The organism is Streptomyces sp. NPDC058880 (genome assembly GCF_042742535.1).
In the GTDB taxonomy this organism is placed as follows: domain Bacteria; phylum Actinomycetota; class Actinomycetes; order Streptomycetales; family Streptomycetaceae; genus Streptomyces.
The window spans coordinates 69,748-89,702 of sequence record NZ_JBHYMC010000004.1 but is presented as its reverse complement, the minus strand read 5'-3'; the positions used below and the strand labels follow the sequence as shown (position 1 = coordinate 89,702).

Below are 19,955 nucleotides of genomic sequence, written 5' to 3'. Positions count from 1 at the left end.
GGTGTGACTACTCCTTGTGGGAGAGGGCGCGGACGGTACGGGAGGGGCTGGGGCGTCCCAGCCGTTCGGCCATCCACACGCTCGTGGCGGTGAGGGCGGCCAGATCGACCCCGGTCTCGATGCCGAGACCGTCGAGCATCCACACCAGGTCCTCAGTCGCGAGGTTGCCGGTGGCGCTCTTGGCGTACGGGCAGCCGCCGAGGCCGCCCGCGGAGGCGTCGACGGTGGTCACCCCGTGCTGGAGCGCGGCGAGGGTGTTGGACAGGGCCTGGCCGTAGGTGTCGTGGAAGTGCACGCCGATCCGGTCGGTGGTGACACCGGCCTCGTTCAGCGCGGAGAGCAGGGCCTGGACGTGGCCCGGGGTGGCGACCCCGATGGTGTCGCCGAGGCTCAGCTCGTCACAGCCGAGGTCGAGCAGGGCCTTGGCCACGGAGACGACCTGGTGGACCGGGACGGCACCCTCCCAGGGGTCGCCGAAGCACATGGACAGATAGCCGCGCACGTGCGCCCCGCCCTGCCGGGCACGGGCCACGACGGGCTCGAACATCGTGAGGGACTCGGCGACGGTCCGGTTGAGGTTGCGGGAGGCGAAGGTCTCCGTGGCCGATCCGAACACCGCGATACGGGTGGCCCCGAGCGCGAGCGCGCGGTCCAGGCCGCGCTCGTTCGGCACCAGGACGGGCAGCGCGGCGTCCACGTCGGCGAGCAGCGGGAAGAGCTGCTCGGCGTCCGCCAGCTGGGGCACCCACTTGGGGTGCACGAAGCTGGTCGCCTCGATCGTGGTCAGGCCGGCGGCGGCGAGGCGGCGCACGAACTCCGCCTTGACCTCGGTGGGGACGGTCGTCTGCTCGTTCTGCAGGCCGTCGCGGGCGCCGACCTCGTGGATGCGGACCCGGGCCGGCAGACCGGTGGCCGGGACGGTCATGGGCAGCCCGATCATGCGCCCTCCTCCTCGTCCGGGGTGACGACGGCCAGGACCTGGTCCATGGCGACGGTGGTGCCGGGCGAGACGTCCAGCTCGGTGACCGTGCCGGCGTGCGGTGCGGACATGACGTGTTCCATCTTCATCGCCTCGACCACCAGCAGGCTCTGACCTGCCGTCACCCGGTCGCCGACGGCCACCTTGACGACGGTGACGGTGCCGGGCATGGGGGCCGCGAGGGTGTCCGCCCCGGCACCGGCCGCGCCGTGGGCGGACACCGGGTCGTGGCGCTGGACGTGCCAGGAGTCGCCGTCGCGGCCGAGCCAGGTCCCCTCCGGGGAGGCGGCGTGGCTGAAGCGGTGGGTGACGCCGTCGAGTTCGACGGTGACGGCGTCACGGGTGAGGGCGACGATCCGGCCGCGGGCCGGTGCGCCGCCACCGACCGCGTCCAGCAGGATCTCCTGCTCGGCGCCCAGTTGCCGGGTACGGACCTCCACCGGGTCCTGGCCGGGGAGGCGGAAGTGGTGGGCCGTCCAGGCGGGGGTGCCGCCCAGGCGCCAGCCGCTCGCGGCGTCGAAGGGGTCGACCCATCCCGCCGCCGGCGGCTCCGGCGCGGTGCCCGCCAGCAGCGCGGCCGCCGCGTACACCTCGTCCGGCACCCCCTCCGGGAGCAGGGCCGGCAGGTCCCGTTCGACCAGACCCGTGTCCAGCTCCCCGGACACCACATCGGGGTGGGCCAGCAGCCGCCGCAGGAAGCCGGCGTTCGTCTGGACGCCCAGGATCACCGTGTCGGCCAGGGCCCCCCGCAGCATGCGCAGCGCGGTGGCCCGGTCCGGCCCGTGGACGATGACCTTGGACAGCATCGGGTCGTACGTCGAGCCCACCGGCACGCCCGCGGTCAGCCCGGAGTCGGTGCGGACCGCACCGCCCGACGGCTCCGACAGTGCCAGGACCGTGCCGCCGGACGGCAGGAAGCCGCGCGCCGGGTCCTCGGCGCAGACCCGGGCCTCGATGGCCTGCCCGGTCAGCGTCACCTCGGACTGGGTGAGGTCGAGGGGCGCGCCCGCGGCGACGCGCAGCTGCTGCTCCACCAGGTCCAGGCCGGTGATCAGCTCCGTTACCGGGTGCTCGACCTGGAGGCGGGTGTTCATCTCCATGAAGTAGTAGGAGGACGGGTCGCCGCCCGGGACGATGAACTCCACCGTGCCCGCGCCGACGTAGCCGCAGGAGCGGGCCGCGTCGACCGCCGCCGCGCCCATGGCCGCGCGGGTCTTCTCGTCGAGCAGGACCGAGGGGGCCTCCTCGATGACCTTCTGGTGCCGGCGCTGGAGCGAGCACTCGCGCTCGCCCAGGTGGACCACATTGCCGTGGGCGTCCGCCAGGACCTGGATCTCGATGTGCCGGGGCCGGTCCACCCACCGCTCGACCAGCAGCGTGTCGTCGCCGAAGGACGAACGCGCCTCGCGGCGGGCCGCCGCGATCTCCTCGGCCAGCACCGCCTCGTCGCGTACGAGCCGCATGCCCTTGCCACCGCCGCCCGCGGAGGGCTTCAGCAGGACCGGCATGCCGATCTCCGAGGCGGCCGCGACCAGTTCGGCGTCGGTCAGTCCGCTGCCCGAGGAGCCGGGCACCACGGGCACGCCCGCCGCCTTCACGGTCTCCTTCGCGCGGATCTTGTCGCCCATGAGGGAGATGGCGGAGGCGGGCGGGCCGATGAAGGCCAGCCCGGCGTCCGTGCAGGCCTGCGCGAAGGCGGCGTTCTCGGCGAGGAAGCCGTAGCCGGGGTGGACGGCCTCGGCGCCCGTCCGCCGCGCGGCATCCAACAGCCGCTCCACCGACAGATAGCTTTCCGCGGCCGCCGCCGGGCCGATCCGGACGGCCGTGTCGGCCTCCCGTACGTGGCGGGCGTCGGCGTCCGCGTCGCTGAAGACGGCCACGGAGCGGATGCCGAGCTCCCGCAGGGTGCGGATGACCCGGACCGCGATCTCGCCGCGGTTCGCGACCAGAACAGTGCTGAACATCAGTGAGGTCCTCACGTCACATCACGTCACATACGGAAGATGCCGAAGCCGCGATCGCCCAACGGGGCGTTCGCGCACGCGGTCAGGGCCAGTCCCAGCACCTGCCGGGTCTCCAGGGGGTCGATGACCCCGTCGTCCCACAGCCGCGCCGTGGCGTAGTAGGCGTTGCCCTGCTCCTCGTACTGGGCGCGGACCGGGGCCTTGAAGGCCTCCTCGTCCTCGGTCGGCCACTCCTGGCCGGCGCCCTCGATCTGGTCGCGCTTGACCGTGGCCAGGACGGACGCGGCCTGCTCGCCCCCCATGACGGAGATCTTGGCGTTGGGCCACATCCACAGGAAGCGGGGCGAGTAGGCCCGGCCGCACATCGAGTAGTTGCCGGCGCCGTACGAGCCGCCGACCACCACCGTCAGCTTCGGGACGCGAGCGCAGGCCACGGCCGTCACCATCTTGGCGCCGTGCTTGGCGATGCCGCCCGCCTCGTAGTCGCGGCCGACCATGAAGCCGGAGATGTTCTGGAGGAAGAGCAGCGGGATGCCGCGCTGGTCGCACAGCTCGATGAAGTGCGCGCCCTTCTGGGCGGACTCGGCGAACAGGATGCCGTTGTTGGCGATGATCCCGACCGGGTGGCCGTGGATCCGGGCGAAGCCGGTGACCAGCGTCTGGCCGAACTCGGACTTGAACTCCTGGAAGCGGGAACCGTCCACGACCCGCGCGATGATCTCGCGGGCGTCATAGGGGGTGCGCGAGTCGACGGGCACCGCGCCGTACAGCCCAGCCGGGTCCACCTTCGGCTCCTCGGGGGCCTCGACCGACCAGGGCAGGGCCCCGCGCCCGGGCAGGGTCGCCACGATGTTGCGGACGATCCGCAGCGCGTGCGCGTCGTCCTCCGCGAGGTGGTCGGTCACGCCGGAGATCCGGGAGTGGACCTCGCCGCCGCCGAGCTCCTCGGCCGTGACCACCTCACCGGTGGCCGCCTTCACCAGCGGCGGGCCGCCGAGGAAGATCGTGCCCTGGTTGCGGACGATGACGGCCTCGTCGCTCATGGCCGGCACGTACGCCCCGCCCGCGGTGCAGGAGCCGAGGACGGCGGCGATCTGCGGGATGCCGGCGCCCGACATGCGCGCCTGGTTGTAGAAGATGCGACCGAAGTGCTCCCGGTCCGGGAAGACCTCGTCCTGCATCGGCAGGAAGGCGCCGCCGGAGTCGACCAGGTAGAGGCAGGGGAGACGATTCTCCAGGGCCACCTCCTGGGCCCGGAGGTGCTTCTTGACGGTCATCGGGTAGTACGTGCCGCCCTTGACGGTGGCGTCGTTCGCGACGACCACGCACTCGCGGCCGCTCACCCGGCCGATGCCGGCGATGACCCCGGCGGCGGGGGCGGCGCCCCCGTACATGCCCTCGGCGGCCAGCGGCGCCAGCTCCAGGAAGGGCGAGCCCGGGTCGAGGAGGGCGTCCACGCGGTCGCGCGGGAGGAGCTTCCCGCGGGCGGTGTGGCGGGCGCGGGCCTTCTCGCCGCCGCCGAGCCGGGCCGCGTCGAGCCGGGCGCGCAGGCCCTCGGTCAGCTCGCGGTGGGCGGCCTCGTTGGTCCGCCAGGCCTCGGACGCCGGGTCCGCGGCGCTCGTCAGCACTGGTGCCTGCTGCATCGGTCGAGCTCCCTTGCTCGTTCCAGGCGGTTAATGAGCGTTAACGCTCGTGAGCTCAGGTTAACGACCGCTAACGGCCCTGTCTAGAATGGTTTCCCATGAGCACCAGAGCGGCCGCCCCGACCCGACGCGAGCAGATCCTCAGCGAGGCCGCCCGCCTCTTCGCCGCGCGCGGGTTCCACGGCGTCGGCGTGGACGAGATAGGGGCCGCCGTGGGCATCAGCGGCCCCGGCCTGTACCGGCACTTCGCGGGCAAGGACGCCATGCTCGCCGAGCTCCTCGTCGGCATCAGTGAACGGCTGCTCACCGGCGGCCGCCACCGGGTCGCGGAGGCGGCGGGGGACCCGGCCCGGGTCCTGTCCTCCCTCATCGACGGCCACATCGACTTCGCACTCGACGACCGGGCGCTGATCACCCTGCACGACCGGGAGCTCGACCGGCTGCGGGAGGAGGACCGCAAGCTCGTACGGCAGCTCCAGCGCCAGTACGTGGAGCTGTGGGTGGAGGTCGTACGGGAACTGCACCCCGAGACGGGCGAGGCCGAGGTACGGGTCGCCGTGCACGCGGTCTTCGGCCTGCTCAACTCCACCCCGCACCTGGCGGCCCTCGGCCGGGAGGCGACGGAGTCGCTGCTGCGCAGGCTCGCGCACGGGGCGTTCGGGGCGCTGTCGGCGTGACCCGGGGCGTCCGCCGACTGGAATGGACGCGCCGCCTCCGGCCCGGCGGCGGCAGAATGGCCCGTATGCCGAAGCCGATAGAGACGCCCGACCGATCCGTGGGAACGCCGAGCCGCGCCGAACTCGTCGACCATCTGGTCCGCACGCGGATCGCAGGGCAGGTCGCGACGCCGCGCGAGAACAACCTCTCCCACTACCGCAAGCTCGCCAACGGCGACCGGCACTACTGGCTCGGCCTGGAACTGGGCGACCGCTGGACCGACGAGCAGGACGTCCTCGCCGTGATGGCCGAGCGCTGCGGCGTCGTGGACGACCCGGCGTTCCGCTTCGGCCAGGACACCATCGACCCCGAGCTGACGGTGGCCGGCCTGGACCGGCTGGCGGCCCGGCTGCGCAAGGCGGCGGCCGACCGGCAGAGCGTGCTGCTCGCCACCGGTCACCCGGGCGGCCTGCTGGACGTCCACCGGGCGACGGCGGCGGCCCTGCGGGCCGCGGGCTGCGAGATCGTGGTGATCCCGCAGGGCCTGATGGCGGACGAGGGCTCGGTGTGGCAGTTCGCGGACGTCGCCGTGCTGGAGCGGGGCGCGACCCTGTGGCACACCCACTCGCCGGAGCCGATGGCCGCCATCCTGGACGGGCTGACGGCGCAGAACCGGCCGCAGCCGGACCTCGTCGTCGCCGACCACGGCTGGGCGGGCTGCGCGGCCCAGCGCGGCCTGGACGCGGTGGGCTACGCCGACTGCAACGACCCGGCCCTCTTCCTCGGCGAGGCCGAAGGCACCCTCCAGGTCGCGGTCCCGCTCGACGACCACGTCCGCGACCCGCGCTTCTACGACCCGATGGTGGCGTACCTGCTCGACGCGGCAGGCCTGAGCTGACGGCGGGCCCGGGCGGGCGGCGAGAAGGCCCCGGCCGCGATTCCCGGCCGGTGTCCGGCACGCCGTCGGCGGCCGGGGTCGCGGTCGTCGCACGGCGAAGCCTCTGAAGCGGCGCGATCCGCTCTCCGTCCAGGCCGATGACGCTCAAGGGCGTGCCGCGGGGGTCGGACTTGCCGCCGGGCGGGGTCGTCCGCAGGCCCGGGCGGCACCCGCGGGGGAATGTCCCCGAGCCGTTGGTGAGGGTGTCCGGCGTGGCTGCGCACCCCGCGCGCCGCACCCCGGAAGGCACGGCCGCCGAGTGGCGGACGGTGCCGTCGCAGGACCGCCCGGGGGCGCAACGCCGTTGGCGGAATGGCGAGCTCGCGCCGGAGCGGGTGTCCGGCCCCGATGGCCGCCACGTCGAGCCGGTGCTGCGAGAGTTCTGGAGCGGGGCGGCGGTCCCGGACTCCGGTCCGCCGCGCCGTCAGGTCCGCGGGACGCGGACCACGCCCTCCTGGATGACCGTGATCGCCAGGCGGCCGTCCTGGGTGTAGATGCGGGCCTGGCCCAGGCCGCGGCCGCCGTGGGCCGAGGGGGACTCCTGGTCGTACAGCAGCCATTCGTCCGCGCGGAAGGGCCGGTGGAACCACATCGCGTGGTCGAGCGACGCGCCGACCACGTCGCCCACCGCCCAGCCGCCGCGCCCGTGCGCGAGCAGGACCGCGTCGAGCAGGGTCATGTCGGAGACGTAGGTGGCCAGGCAGGTGTGCAGCAGCGGGTCGTCGGCCAGCTTGCCCTGCGTGCGGAACCAGACCTGCGAGCGCGGTTCCAGCGGTTCGCCGACGGTGCCCCAGGGCGGGGTGGTCGCGTACCGCAGGTCCACCGCGCCGCGCGCCTCCAGCAGCCGCTCGACGGTGCCCGGGTCGCGGAAGGTCTCGCGGTACCGCGGCAGCGCCTCGGCGGCCGTCGGCAGGGACTCGGGGTCCGGTGCGGACGGCATCGGGACCTGGTGCTCCAGCCCTTCCTCGTACGTCTGGAAGGACGCGGAGAGGTGGAAGATCGGCTGCCCGTGCTGGACGGCGACCACGCGCCGGGTGGTGAAGGACCGCCCGTCGCGGATCCGGTCCACGGAGTAGACGATCGGGGCGCCGGAGTCGCCGGTGCGCAGGAAATAGGAGTGCAGCGAGTGCGGCAGACGGTCCGCGGGCACCGTGCGCCCGGCCGCGACCAGGGCCTGCGCGGCCACCTGGCCGCCGAACACGCGCGGCACCAGGGAGGTACGGCTGGTGCCGCGGAAGATGTTCTCCTCGATCTGCTCCAGGTCGAGCAGATCGAGGAGATCCGTCAGTGCCTCGTTCAAGGGGACTTACAGACCCATCGACTTGGCGATGATCGACTTCATGATCTCGCTGGTGCCGCCGTAGATGCGGTTGACGCGGTTGTCGGCGTACAGGCGGGCGATCGGGTACTCGTTCATGTAGCCGTAGCCGCCGTGTAGCTGGAGGCAGCGGTCGATGACGCGGTGCGCGACCTCAGTGCAGAACAGCTTCGCGGAGGCGGCCTCGGCCGGGGTCAGCTCGCCGGCGTCCAGGGCCTCCAGGGCGCGGTCGGCGACGGCCTGGGCGGCGTCCACCTCGGCCTGGCAGGCGGCCAGTTCGAACTTGGTGTTCTGGAAGTGCGCGACGGGCTTGCCGAAGACGGTGCGCTCAGTGACGTACTGCTGGGCGAACCGGACGGCCGCGGCGGCCTGGGCGTACGCTCCGAAGGCGATGCCCCAGCGCTCGGAGGCGAGGTTGTGGCCGAGGTAGTAGAAGCCCTTGCCCTCCTCGCCCAGCAGGTCCTCGACCGGGACCTTCACGTCGACGAACGCCAGCTCGGCGGTGTCGGAGGTCTTCAGGCCCAGCTTGTCGAGCTTGCGGCCGATGGAGTAGCCCTCGGACTTGGTGTCCACGGCGAACAGGGAGATGCCGAAGCGGCGGTCGTCCTCGCTCGGGGCGGAGGTGCGGGCGCAGACGATCACGCGGTCGGCGTGCACGCCGCCGGTGATGAAGGTCTTGGCGCCGTTCAGGACGTAGTGGGTGCCGTCCTCGGAGAGCTTGGCGGTGGTCTTCATGCCCGCGACGTCGGAGCCGGTGCCCGGCTCGGTCATGGCCAGCGCCCACATCTCCTCGCCGGAGACGAACTTCGGCAGGAAGCGCTTCTTCTGCTCGTCGTCGGCGAGCATCTTGATGTAGGGCAGGGCGAGCAGCACGTGCACGCCGGAGCCGCCGAAGTTCACGCCCGCGCGGGAGGTCTCCTCGTAGAGGACGGCCTCGAACTTGTGGGTGTCCAGGCCGGCGCCGCCGAACTCCTCGGGCACGTTGATGCCGAAGACGCCCAGCTCGCCGAGCTTGTAGTAGAAGTCGCGCGGCGCCTGGCCGGCGGCGAACCACTCGTCGTAGACGGGGACGACCTCGGCCTCGACGAAGGCGCGGATGGTCTCGCGGAACGCCTCGTGGTCCTCGTTGAAAACGGTGCGGCGCACGGCCGGCTCCCTTCGGTCGCGGCGGTCCGCCGCCTATGGCTAAGCGCTTGCTCAGACTAAGTTACCGGTCGGTCAATCTGGCTGTCCAGAGCGGAGCCGCCGCGGGTGGAGTGGGGTGGCTCACCCGCGTGGCCGACGGCGGTCGACGTGCCGCCTCCGTCCGGTCGCACCGCCCTGCCGCCCGCACGGCCGGGGTGCCGCGCGGCGTCCGTCCCACCGCCCGACGCCGCCCCGCCGGATGAGCCTGTGCCGCCGCTCGGCTCCAGGGTGCGCGGCTCCGGGGTGCGCAGCGCGAACCACAGCTCCATCCGGACGTCCGGGTCGTCCGCGTCCCGGTCCAGGAGTGCCGCGGCGCGGGCGATCCGCTGGCGCACGGTGTTGCGGTGCACCCCCAGGGCGGCTGCCGCGCGGTCCCAGCTGCCGTGGTGCGCCAGCCAGGCCCGCAGCGTCTCGCGCAGCGCGGGGGAGAGCGGGCCGAGCAGGGCCTCGGCGTGGGCGCGGGCCTCGGCCTCCCCGACCAGGCCCGCGAAGCCGGTATCGGTGTGCCGGGCCAGCGGGGTGCGGGCCGCCTCCGCGCGCCGGAGGGCCCGCTCGGCCTGGGCGCCGGCGGCCGGCAGCGCGTCCGGCGCCGCCGGGGCGCTCACGCCCAGCCGCCAGCCGGGCTGCGCGCCGGGCTCCCGCTCGGTCAGCAGGCGTACGCCGCCCTCGTGCGGGTCCAGCAGTACGGCGCCCAGCGCGGCCGCCAGGGCCCGCGGGTCCCCGGTGCCGCGGGCGTGCACGGCGTACCACGGCCCGGCCGCCAGGGCGGCGGCCGGATCCCCGTCGAGCAGCAGCCGGGTCAGGGCCGCGGCCTCGACCCCGGCGGGCCGCTCGGCGGTGAGCAGGGTCAGCAGTACGGCGGCCACCGAGGCCACGGTGTGGTCGCCGGGCGTGCGGGCCGGGGTCGCGGTGCCCAGTGCGGCCCGCCCGGCCAGGGTGTAGGCGGCCAGGTGGTGTCCGCCCGCCCGGTCCGTCGCCGTGGCGGGACCGTCCTCGCGGCCGACCCGGGCCAGCAGCGCGGAGAGCGCCTCCCGGGCGAGGGGCGGCAGCTCCGGGCCCGCCGTCCGGCCGCCCGGCCACAGGGCGACCGAGCCGCCCAGGCTCGCGGCGAGCCGGGCCAGCACCGCCGGGACCGGATCGGGCCGGGCCGCGGCCGCCGCCAGGGCCTGCTGGGCCTCGGTGGTCCGGCGCAGCTCCCGGGTCCGGGCCTCCGCGGTCAGCCGCCCCACCGCGCGGGCGACCGCCGAGAAGGGGGTCCGCGGGGGAACCTCCAGCAGCGGCAGCCCGTGCCGGGCGCAGGCTTCGACCAGTGCGGCCGGGACCTCCTCGTGCACCGGGGCCACGCCGAAGCCGAGGGCGGCCGCCCCCGCCCCGGCCAGCCGGGCCACGTACCCGTCGGGGTCCTCGGCCGGGCCCGCCCCGGCGGTCAGCAGCAGCTCGCCGCCGAGCAGGTAGGGGGAGGGGTCGGGCATCTCGGAGGCGTGCACGCCGTGCACCCCGGCGGCGGCCGGTCCGGCCAGGTGGCGCAGGCCGAGCTCCCGGTCGGCGAGCAGCGAGGTGAGGGACACCGGCGGGGTGAACGGCTCACCTGCCGGTCCGTTGCCGTACTCCGGATCACGAGCAGCGGCAGCCATGGATACTCCGTACACATCAGCAGGGCCAGATGGATGAAACGTACACTCCCCACCCGCGTGTGGCGCACTTACGCTCGAAGGACCGCACACGTCAGGCCAGAGAAAGAGGCACAGCCATGAGCACGCAGCCGCGCGGACCCGTCGACTCCTCCCGCATCCCGCGCTACGCGGGCCCGGCGACCTTCGCCCGGCTGCCCCGCCTCGACGAGGTCGGCTCCGCCGACGTCGCCGTCGTCGGCGTGCCCTTCGACTCCGGCGTCTCCTACCGCCCCGGCGCCCGCTTCGGCGGCAACGCCATCCGCGAGGCCTCCCGCCTGCTGCGCCCCTACAACCCGGCGCAGGACGCCTCCCCCTTCGCCCTCGCGCAGGTCGCGGACGCCGGTGACATCGCGGTGAACCCCTTCAACATCAACGAGGCCGTCGAGACGGTGGAGGCCGCTGCCGACGAGCTCCTCGCGGGCGGCTCCCGCCTGATGACCCTCGGCGGCGACCACACCATCGCCCTCCCGCTGCTCCGCTCCGTCGCCAAGAAGCACGGTCCGGTCGCCCTGCTGCACTTCGACGCGCACCTGGACACCTGGGACACCTACTTCGGCGCCGAGTACACCCACGGCACGCCGTTCCGCCGCGCCGTCGAGGAAGGCATCCTCGACACCGAGGCCCTCTCCCACGTCGGCACCCGCGGCCCGCTGTACGGCAAGCAGGACCTCGACGACGACGCGAAGATGGGCTTCGGCATCGTCACCTCGGCGGACGTCTACCGCCGCGGCGCCGACGAGGTCGCCGACCAGCTGCGCCAGCGCATCGGCGACCGCCCGCTCTACATCTCCATCGACATCGACGTCCTGGACCCGGCGCACGCGCCCGGCACCGGCACCCCCGAGGCGGGCGGCATGACCTCCCGCGAGCTGCTGGAGATCATCCGCGGATTGTCCTCCTGCAACCTCGTTTCCGCCGACGTCGTCGAGGTCGCCCCGGCGTACGATCACGCGGAGATCACCTCGGTCGCGGCCTCGCACACCGCGTACGAGCTCACCACCATCATGAGCCGCCAGATCGCGGCGTCGAAGGCGAAGTAGGCCGAAGGCGAAGCAAGGCGAGGCGAAGCAAGGAGGGCACCGCACCCCGTGACGCACGACCACGACCTGGTACTCCGTCCCACCGCGGCCCAGACGGCCGCCGCGCTCGCGCCGCCGCCGGGGCGCACGGGCGGAGACCTGGTCGTGGAGACGCTGCGCTCGCTGGGCGCCACCACCGTGTTCGGACTGCCGGGGCAGCACGCCCTCGGCCTCTTCGACGCGGTGGGGCGCTCCGACCTGCGGCTGGTCACCCTGCGGGTGGAGAACAACGCCGGATTCGCGGCGGACGCGTACGGCCGGATCACCGGCGAGGCGGCACCCCTCCTGCTGTCCACCGGCCCCGGCGCGCTCACCGCCCTGCCGGCCCTGGCGGAGGCGGCGGCGGCCTCCGCGCCGGTGCTCGCCATCTCCTCCCAGGTGCCGGTCGCAGGCCTCGGCGGCGGGCGGCGCGGCCACCTGCACGAGCTGCGCGACCAGTCCGCGTCCTTCCGCGACGTGGTCAAGTCGGTCCACGAGGCGCGCACCGCCTCCCAGATCCCCTCGGTCGTCGCCGAGGCCTGGGAGTCAGCGCTCACGGCCCCGCACGGCCCGGTCTGGGTGGAGATCCCGGAGGACGTCCTGCAGTCGGAGACGATCGTCCCGCAGGTCACGGGCATGGACGCGACCCCGCACGAGCTCGCGCCCCGCCCGGAGCTGACCGCGGTGGCGGCCCACTGGCTGTCGCGGGCCTCCCGCCCGGTGATCATCGCGGGCGGCGGGGTCGTCCGCTCGGACGCCTCCGGCAAGCTCAGGCAGCTGGCGGAGCGGCTGGGCGCACCCGTGGTCACCACCTTCGGCGGCAAGGGCGCCTTCCCCTGGACGCACCCGCTGTCCCTCCAGTCCTGGCTGGAGGACCGCCACATGACGGACTTCCTGGAGGACGCCGACGTGCTCCTCGTCGTCGGCTCGGGCCTGGGCGAGCTGTCCTCGAACTACCACACCTTCTTCCCCACGGGCCGGATCGTCCAGATCGACGCGGACCTCGGCAAGCTGGAGTCCAACCACCCGGCCCTGGGCATCCACGCCGACGCCCGCCTCGCCCTCCAGGCGCTGCTGGAGACCGTGGACGAGCGGCAGGACGACCACGCCCCCGAGCGGGTCCGCATGGTCCTGGAGGACATCGCGGCCCGCCTCGCGGACCAGGACCTGGCCCTGGAGCAGTCCCTCCTGGCCTCGATCCGGACCGCGCTGCCGGCCCGCTCGCCGTCCTTCTGGGACATGACGATCCTGTCCTACTGGGCGTGGTCGGCCTTCGACGCCAGGCACCCCAACACCATGCACTCGGCCCAGGGCGCGGGCGGCCTCGGCTACGCCTTCCCGGCGGCCCTCGGCGCCTGCGTCGCGGAGCCGGGCACCCCGGTGCTCGCCGTCTCGGGGGACGGCGGCGCGATGTACTCGCTCGCGGAGCTGGCGACGGCCCGGCAGCACGATCTGGACGTCACCTGGCTGATCGTGGACGACGGCGGCTACGGCATCCTGCGCGCGTACATGACCGACGCCTTCGAAGGCCGCACCACGGGCACGGACCTCACCCGCCCGGACTTCGCCGCCCTGGCGCGGTCCTTCGGCGTCCCGGCGGCCACGACCACCCCGGAGTCGCTGACGGGTGACCTCAGGAAGGCCCTCGCCACCCCGGGCCCCTCGGTCCTGGTCCTCCCGGCCACCCTCAGGATGTTCGCCCCCACCCACCTCTGAACCCGTACCCGTCTGAACCCGTACCCGCGCGAAGCGGCCCCGCGACCCGGACGGACCACGAACCGGGGCTCCCCGGGTGCGCCGGAGGCGCCCGGAGTACACGTTCGAATGGTTGCGGCGGGATGAAATCCGCCGGTCGGGGCGTTCCCGCTTCCGGCAGGACAGGACCGAACGGGGAGGCCTACGTGGCGGCGGCACAGACAGCGGCGGGGGAGAAACGGGGCTGGGTCAGGCGGCTGGCCGCCCACACCTGGCGGTACAGGGCGAACGTGCTGCTCGCGCTCGGCTCCTCGCTGGCGGGGATGGCCGTCATGGCGCTCGTGCCACTGGTCACCAAGGTGATCATCGACGACGTCATCGGGGACCGCTCCAAGCCCATGGGTCCCTGGGCGGGGATGCTCGTGGCCGCGGCCCTGCTCGTGTACGTGCTCACCTACATACGCCGGTACTACGGCGGACGCCTCGCCCTCGACGTGCAGCACGACCTGCGCACCGAGATGTACGACACCATCTCCCGCCTCGACGGGCGGCGCCAGGACGAGCTGTCCACCGGGCAGGTCGTCGGGCGCGCCACCACGGACCTGCAGCTGATCCAGGGCCTGCTCTTCATGCTCCCGATGACCATCGGGAACTTCCTGCTCTTCGGGATATCCCTCGGGATCATGCTGTGGCTGTCGCCGCTGCTGACCGTCGTCGCGCTGCTGATGGCGCCCGCGCTCTGGTTCATCGCCAAGCGCAGCCGCAGGAAGCTCTTCCCCGCCACCTGGCACGCGCAGAGCCAGGCGGCCGCGGTCGCGAGCGTGGTCGACGGGGCCGTGACCGGCGTACGCGTCGTCAAGGGCTTCGGCCAGGAGGAGCAGGAGACCGGCAAGCTCCGCGAGGCCGGGCGCCGGCTGTTCGCCGGGCGGATGCGGGCCATCCGCCTCAACTCGCGCTACACCCCCGCCCTCCAGGCCGTGCCCGCGCTCGCCCAGGTCGCCATGCTGGCCCTCGGCGGCTGGATGGCCACCGAAGGGCAGGTCACCCTCGGCACCTTCGTCGCCTTCTCCACCTACCTCGCGCAGCTCGTCGGCCCCGTCCGCATGCTCGCCATGGTCCTCACCGTCGCCCAGCAGGCCCGGGCCGGCGCGGAGCGGGTCTTCGAGCTCATCGACACCGAGCCCGCGATCCGGGAGGGCGTACACGAACTGCCCGCCGACGCGCCCGCCACCGTCGAGTTCGAGGACGTCCGCTTCGGCTACGACCCCGAGCGGCCCGTCCTCGACGGCTTCTCGCTGTCGGTGGCGGAGGGCGAGACCGTCGCCGTCGTCGGCGCCTCGGGCAGCGGAAAGTCCACCGTCTCCCTCCTCATGCCGCGCTTCTACGACGCCGACCGCGGCACCGTCCGCATCGGCGGTCACGACGTCCGCGAGCTGACCTACACGTCCCTGCGCGGCGCGATCGGCCTCGTCCCCGAGGACTCCTTCCTCTTCTCCGACACCATCCGGGCGAACATCGCCTACGGGCATCCCGACGCCACCGACGAGCAGATCCAGGCCGCCGCCCGCGCCGCCCAGGCCGACGGATTCGTCCGGGCGCTGCCCGCCGGGTACGACACCAAGGTCGGCGAGCAGGGCCTGACCCTCTCCGGCGGCCAGCGCCAGCGCATCGCCCTGGCCCGCGCCATCCTCACCGACCCCCGGCTGCTGCTCCTCGACGACGCCACCTCCGCCGTGGACGCCCGCGTCGAGCACGAGATCCACGAGGCCCTGCGCGCCGTCATGGCCGGCCGGACCACCCTGCTGATCGCCCACCGCCGCTCCACGCTCGCGCTGGCCGACCGGATCGCCGTGCTGGACCGCGGGCGGCTCGCCGAGATCGGGACGCACGAGGAGCTCCAGAAGCGCTCGCCGCTCTACCGCAGGCTGCTGACCGACCCCGACGCGCTCGGCGCCGGTTCGCCGCGGACCCCGGACGCCCTCGCGATGGCCGAGTTCGAGAGCGAGCTCGACCGCGACCTCGAACGCGACATCGAGCTGGAAGCCGAGATCGACTCCGAGCCCGTCAACGCCAAGCGCAGGGTCCCCGCCGGGATCACCCCCGAGCTGTGGCGCCGACGTGAGGAGCCGGACGCGGCGACCGGCCCCGGCACGGCCCCCGCCGCCGGTGCGGGCGTGCCCGGAGCCGGCCACTCGATGGCCGGTGCGGTGGCCGGGACGCCCGCCACTCCCGAACTGCTCGCCCAGGTGGCCGCGCTGCCGCCCGCCGACGACCGGCCCGACGTGGACGAGACCCGCGCGGCCGCCGCCGAGGACAGCTATGGGCTGCGCCGCCTGCTCAGGGGGTTCTGGGCACCGCTCGCCATCAGCCTCGCCCTCGTGGCCGTGGACGCGGGATCCGGACTGCTCCTGCCGATCCTGATCCGCCACGGCATCGACCAGGGCGTGGAAGCGGCCGTGCTCGGCGCCGTCTGGGTGGCCGCCGGGCTCGCCCTCGCCGTCGTCGTAGCCCAGTGGGCCGCACAGTTCGCCGAGACCCGGATGACGGGCCGCACCGGCGAGCGCGTCCTGTACTCCCTCCGCGTCAAGATCTTCGCCCAGCTCCAGCGGCTGGGGCTCGACTACTACGAGCGCGAGCTGACCGGCAAGATCATGACCCGGATGACCACGGACGTGGACTCGCTGTCCACGTTCCTCCAGACCGGGCTGGTCACGGCCGTCGTCTCCGTCTTCACCTTCTTCGGGATCCTGATCGCCCTGCTCGTCCTGGACGTCGAGCTCGCGCTGATCGTCTTCGCGACCCTCCCCGTCCTGGTCGTCGGGACGATCGTGTTCCGCCGCAGGTCGGTCGCCGCCTACGAGCTCGCCCGCGACCGGGTCAGCCTGGTCAACGCCGACCTCCAGGAGTCCGTCTCCGGCCTGCGCATCGTGCAGGCCTTCCGCCGCGAGGGCTCCGGCGCCACCCGCTTCGCCGAGCGCAGCGACTCCTACCGGCAGGCCCGGGTCCGCGGCCAGTGGCTGATATCGGTCTACTTCCCGTTCGTCCAGCTCCTGTCCTCGGCCGCCGCGGCCGCCGTGCTCATCGTCGGCGCGGGCCGGGTGGAGGCCGGGACGCTCACCACCGGCGCCCTCGTCGCGTACCTGCTCTACATCGACCTCTTCTTCGCCCCGGTCCAGCAGCTCTCCCAGGTCTTCGACGGTTACCAGCAGGCCACCGTCTCCCTCGGCCGCATCCAGGGGCTGCTGCGGGAGCCCACCACCACCCCGCGGCCCGCCGCCCCGCGTGAACTGCCGGAGCTGCGCGGCGAGATCGCCTTCGAGAACGTCCGCTTCCAGTACGGGACGGCCGCCGAACGCGGCGAGAAGGGCGACGCCCTGGCCGGGATCAGCCTGCGCATACCCGCCGGGCAGACCGTGGCCTTCGTCGGCGAGACCGGGGCGGGGAAGTCCACGCTGGTGAAGATGGTGGCCCGGTTCTACGACCCGACCTCCGGGCGGATCACCGCCGACGGCACCGACCTGCGGGAGCTCGACCTGACGGAGTACCGCCACCGGCTGGGCGTCGTCCCCCAGGAGTCGTACCTCTTCCCGGGGACGGTTCGCGACGCCATCGCCTACGGTCGGCCGGACGCGAGCGACGCCGAGGTGGAGGCCGCCGCCCGCGCGGTCGGCGCCCACGCCATGATCGCCACCCTGGACGGCGGCTACCTGCACACCGTCGCCGAACGCGGCCGCAACCTCTCCGCAGGCCAGCGCCAGCTGATCGCGCTGGCCCGCGCCGAGCTGGTCGACCCGGACGTGCTGCTGCTGGACGAGGCCACCGCCGCCCTCGACCTGGCCACCGAGGCCCAGGTCAACCAGGCGACGGACCGGCTGGCGGGCCGGCGCACCACCCTGGTCGTGGCGCACCGGCTGACCACCGCCGCGCGCGCCGACCGGGTCGTCGTGATGGACCGGGGCCGCGTCGTCGAGGACGGCCCGCACGCCGACCTCCTCGCGCTCGGCGGGCGGTACGCGGAGCTGTGGCGCACCTTCGTCGGGGAGGACGAGCACGCGGCGGCCTGAAAGGCAGGGCCCCCGGGTCAGAACTCGCCGAACAGCAGGTTCCCCGGGGCGTCCTCGTCCTCGCCGGTGTAGTAGTCCCGTACCGCGCCGAGGAGTTCGTCCACGGTCAGGGTGCCGTCCCCGTCCGCGTCGATCCGCCGGAACAGCGCCTCGGTGTGGGCGGGGCTCAGGTTCGTGTCGAAGGCCTCCTGCGCCCGGTGGAACTCCTCCGGGCTGATGCGCCCGTCGCCGTCGGTGTCCACGATCGTGAGGAGCGCCCGCATCATCGGGCGGAAGGAGCGGTCGTAGGCCGGCCCGCCCTGCGCGTACAGCCGGGTCATGCCCAGCTTGTACTCCTCGGGCGTGACCTTGCCGTCGCGGTCCAGGTCCAGCTCGGTGAAGAGGTCCTGCCAGAAGTCGGCCAGCCCGCCCATCACGAGGGCGGCCCTCGGCGAGTCGGCCGGCTCCGCGAGGGCGGTCAGCAGCCGGGAGCCGAGCGCGATGATGTCGTCGGCGTCGATCACCCCGCTCCGGTCGGCGTCCAGGTGCGTGAAGGCGCGCTCCAGCTTGCGGTCGAGCAGGTCGTTCGTCATGTGAGTGCCTTTCACGGCTCTGTCCGCCCCCGGCTCTGCGGACACGTTGTGCGGGCTTGCGGTCACCTAGCGTAATGTCCCGGTGGGTTGCGAACTCCCCCGTTCCCGCCGGGGAGTTGCGGATGCACCCGTACGAGCGAGGGGCGGACCGGGGCGGGATGGGTTCGGTCCTTAGGGGCGGCAACCTTTCGCGGCGTCCGGGCGTCGTACGTGCGTGCGCGCGTGCGTCGTGCGTACGACCGATCGGGGGACTGGATGGTGAACGGGCTGAGCGGGCGGGGCCGTCGGGCCGCGTCGCTGGGAGCGCTCACAGCGGCCCTGTGGCTCTGCGTCGGCGGGCTGTTCGCCGGGGCGCCCGTCCGGGCCGCCGGCGGCGGGTGTGCGGGCCGGCTGGTCCGGACGGTGCCCTTCGATGCGGGCGAGCTGCGCGTCTACAAGAGCCGCAGCCGGGCCTGTGCGATGGCCGTGGCCCGGACCGCCGGAGAGCGGCGGCGGATGGCGGTGAGCATCCAGCCGCGCGGCGGCGCACCCGTGCGCGACGGCGGACGGTTCACCCGGCATGCCGGGCCCGTCACCGTGGGGGCGATCAGCCGCTGTGTGTACGTCAAGGGGAACGTGGGAGCCGGCTCGGCCGACTCCGGCTGGATCCTTTGCTGACGGACAGTCCCAACTGAGTCTGTTCAGGAGCGTGTTGGCCCCGCTAGGTTCACGGCGACCGAAGTGAACCCAAGGGGAGGGCGAATGCGCAAGACGCTCGGATGGCTGCTGTCGCTCGTGGTGCTCATCGGCACCATGGGTGCGGCCGGCTCCACGGCTCAGGCGGCCACCGCCGCGGGGCCGGCGGCCGCCGCGGACATCAAGGACCAGATCCTCGGCATTCCCGGGATGAGCCTGATCGAGGAGAAGCCGTACCCCGGCTACCGATTCTTCGTGCTGAACTACGAGCAGCCGGTCGACCACCGGCAGCCGTGGAAGGGCACCTTCACCCAGCGCCTGACCCTGCTGCACAAGGACTTCTCGCGTCCTTCGGTGTTCTTCACCTCCGGCTACAACGTCAGCACCAACCCGCGCCGCAGCGAGCCGACGGCCATCATCGACGGCAACCAGGTGTCCATGGAGTATCGGTTCTTCACGCCCTCCCGGCCCGCCCCGGCCGACTGGGCCAACCTCGACATCTGGCAGGCCGCCAGTGACCAGCACCGCATCTTCACCGCCCTGAAGAAGATCTACAAGAAGAACTGGCTGGCCACGGGCGGCAGCAAGGGCGGCATGACGGCGACGTACTACGAGCGCTTCTACCCGCACGACATGGACGGTGTGGTCGCGTACGTCGCGCCCAACGACGTCGTCGACCAGCAGGACTCGGCCTATGACCGGTTCTTCGCCAAGGTCGGCACCAAGGAGTGCCGCGACAGGCTGAACGCCCTCCAGCGCGAGGCCCTCGTGCGCCGCGAGCCGCTGGAGGCCAGGTACGCGGCGGCCGCCGCCGAGAACGGCTGGACCTTCACCACCGTCGGCAGCCTGGACCGGGCCTACGAGGCCGTCGTGCTCGACTACGTGTGGGCCTTCTGGCAGTACAGCCTGCTGGCCGACTGCGGCTCGATCCCGGCCGCGGCCACCGCCACCGACCAGCAGATCTGGGACTCGATCGACGCGATCTCCGGCTTCTCCGCCTACACCGACCAGGGCCTGGAGACGTACACGCCGTACTACTACCAGGCGGGCACCCAGCTCGGCTCCCCGAACATCAAGCAGCCGCACCTGGGCAACCTGAGCCGCTACGGCTACCAGCCGCCGCGCAACTTCGTGCCCCGCGACATCCCCATGACCTTCCAGCCGGGAGCCATGGCGGACATCGACCGGTGGGTGCGCGACAACGCCCACCAGATGCTGTTCGTGTACGGGCAGAACGACCCGTGGGGCGCCGAGCCGTTCCGCATCGGGTACACGGCGCACGACAGCTACGTGATGATCGCCCCGGGCGCCAACCACGGCGCGAACGTCGCCAAGCTCATGGACGGCGAGAAGGCCCTGGCCACCGCCAAGATCCTCCAGTGGGCCGGGGTCGCCCCGGCCGCCGCGCTCGCCGATCCGGGCCGGGCGGCACCGCTGGCCGCCCCGGACGCCGAGCTCGACCTGCGCGACCTGGAGCGTGAGCCCCAGCTGCGCCCGTAGCCCCGGCCGGTGGGCGGCGAGGGCGTGTCCGCATC

13 protein-coding genes and 1 pseudogene are annotated in these 19,955 nt (G+C 73.4%); 7 read left to right on the top strand and 7 right to left on the bottom strand.

The window, feature by feature from the left end; all coding sequences use genetic code 11:
* Positions 1–7 precede the first annotated feature (7 nt).
* The 3 genes from ACFW2G_RS04135 to ACFW2G_RS04125 are packed head-to-tail and all read right to left on the bottom strand — an operon-like array spanning position 8 to position 4,586.
* Complete coding sequence (locus ACFW2G_RS04135; protein WP_384580699.1) at positions 8–940, bottom strand: hydroxymethylglutaryl-CoA lyase; 933 nt, start codon at positions 938–940, stop codon at positions 8–10.
* Positions 937–2,943 (bottom strand): acetyl/propionyl/methylcrotonyl-CoA carboxylase subunit alpha, encoded by a 2,007-nt coding sequence (locus ACFW2G_RS04130; RefSeq protein ID WP_384580701.1) that lies wholly within the window; start codon positions 2,941–2,943, stop codon positions 937–939. The genes ACFW2G_RS04135 and ACFW2G_RS04130 overlap by 4 nt, the downstream gene beginning before the upstream one ends.
* 26 nt (positions 2,944–2,969) lie before the next feature.
* Complete coding sequence (locus ACFW2G_RS04125; protein WP_384580703.1) at positions 2,970–4,586, bottom strand: carboxyl transferase domain-containing protein; 1,617 nt, start codon at positions 4,584–4,586, stop codon at positions 2,970–2,972.
* 98 nt (positions 4,587–4,684) lie between these two features.
* Here ACFW2G_RS04125 and ACFW2G_RS04120 point away from each other — a divergent pair, with 98 nt between their 5' ends.
* Positions 4,685–5,263 carry a TetR/AcrR family transcriptional regulator gene (locus ACFW2G_RS04120; protein ID WP_384445956.1) on the top strand — a complete coding sequence of 193 codons (579 nt, stop codon included), beginning with the start codon at positions 4,685–4,687 and terminating at the stop codon, positions 5,261–5,263.
* A gap of 56 nt (positions 5,264–5,319) precedes the next feature.
* Positions 5,320–6,141 carry a phosphatase gene (locus ACFW2G_RS04115; RefSeq protein WP_384445955.1) on the top strand — a complete coding sequence of 274 codons (822 nt, stop codon included), beginning with the start codon at positions 5,320–5,322 and terminating at the stop codon, positions 6,139–6,141.
* Positions 6,142–6,604: 463 nt separating this feature from the next.
* On the opposite strand, the gene tesB is transcribed toward ACFW2G_RS04115, so the two are convergent.
* The 3 genes and pseudogenes from tesB to ACFW2G_RS04100 all read right to left on the bottom strand — a co-directional run.
* Positions 6,605–7,480 carry an acyl-CoA thioesterase II gene (gene tesB, locus ACFW2G_RS04110; RefSeq protein WP_037923538.1) on the bottom strand — a complete coding sequence of 292 codons (876 nt, stop codon included), beginning with the start codon at positions 7,478–7,480 and terminating at the stop codon, positions 6,605–6,607.
* A 6-nt stretch (positions 7,481–7,486) separates the two neighbouring features.
* The gene (locus ACFW2G_RS04105; RefSeq protein WP_384445954.1) at positions 7,487–8,644 is read right to left on the bottom strand and encodes an acyl-CoA dehydrogenase family protein; all 1,158 of its coding nucleotides are present in this window, start codon (positions 8,642–8,644) and stop codon (positions 7,487–7,489) included.
* Between the two features lie 284 nt (positions 8,645–8,928).
* Positions 8,929–10,317 (bottom strand): annotated as a pseudogene (locus ACFW2G_RS04100) (helix-turn-helix domain-containing protein); the annotation flags it as partial.
* 116 nt (positions 10,318–10,433) lie between these two features.
* On the opposite strand from ACFW2G_RS04100, the gene speB reads away from it, so the two are divergent.
* The 3 genes from speB to ACFW2G_RS04085 all read left to right on the top strand — a co-directional run bounded on the left by speB (position 10,434) and on the right by ACFW2G_RS04085 (position 17,173).
* Positions 10,434–11,396, top strand: a complete 963-nt coding sequence (gene speB / locus ACFW2G_RS04095) for an agmatinase (RefSeq protein ID WP_030840481.1) — start codon at positions 10,434–10,436, stop codon at positions 11,394–11,396.
* Between the two features lie 48 nt (positions 11,397–11,444).
* Positions 11,445–13,130, top strand: coding sequence for a thiamine pyrophosphate-binding protein (locus ACFW2G_RS04090; protein WP_384580705.1), 1,686 nt, complete (start codon positions 11,445–11,447; stop codon positions 13,128–13,130).
* A 185-nt stretch (positions 13,131–13,315) separates the two neighbouring features.
* Positions 13,316–17,173: an ABC transporter ATP-binding protein gene (locus tag ACFW2G_RS04085; protein WP_384580707.1), complete on the top strand. Its 3,858-nt coding sequence runs from the start codon at positions 13,316–13,318 to the stop codon at positions 17,171–17,173.
* A gap of 17 nt (positions 17,174–17,190) precedes the next feature.
* On the opposite strand, the gene ACFW2G_RS04080 is transcribed toward ACFW2G_RS04085, so the two are convergent.
* Complete coding sequence (locus ACFW2G_RS04080) at positions 17,191–17,745, bottom strand: EF-hand domain-containing protein (RefSeq protein ID WP_037923544.1); 555 nt, start codon at positions 17,743–17,745, stop codon at positions 17,191–17,193.
* Between the two features lie 255 nt (positions 17,746–18,000).
* Here ACFW2G_RS04080 and ACFW2G_RS04075 point away from each other — a divergent pair, with 255 nt between their 5' ends.
* Positions 18,001–18,402, top strand: coding sequence for a hypothetical protein (locus ACFW2G_RS04075; protein ID WP_384445951.1), 402 nt, complete (start codon positions 18,001–18,003; stop codon positions 18,400–18,402).
* An 84-nt stretch (positions 18,403–18,486) separates the two neighbouring features.
* Complete coding sequence (locus ACFW2G_RS04070) at positions 18,487–19,920, top strand: S28 family serine protease (RefSeq protein ID WP_384580709.1); 1,434 nt, start codon at positions 18,487–18,489, stop codon at positions 19,918–19,920.
* Positions 19,921–19,955 lie beyond the last annotated feature (35 nt).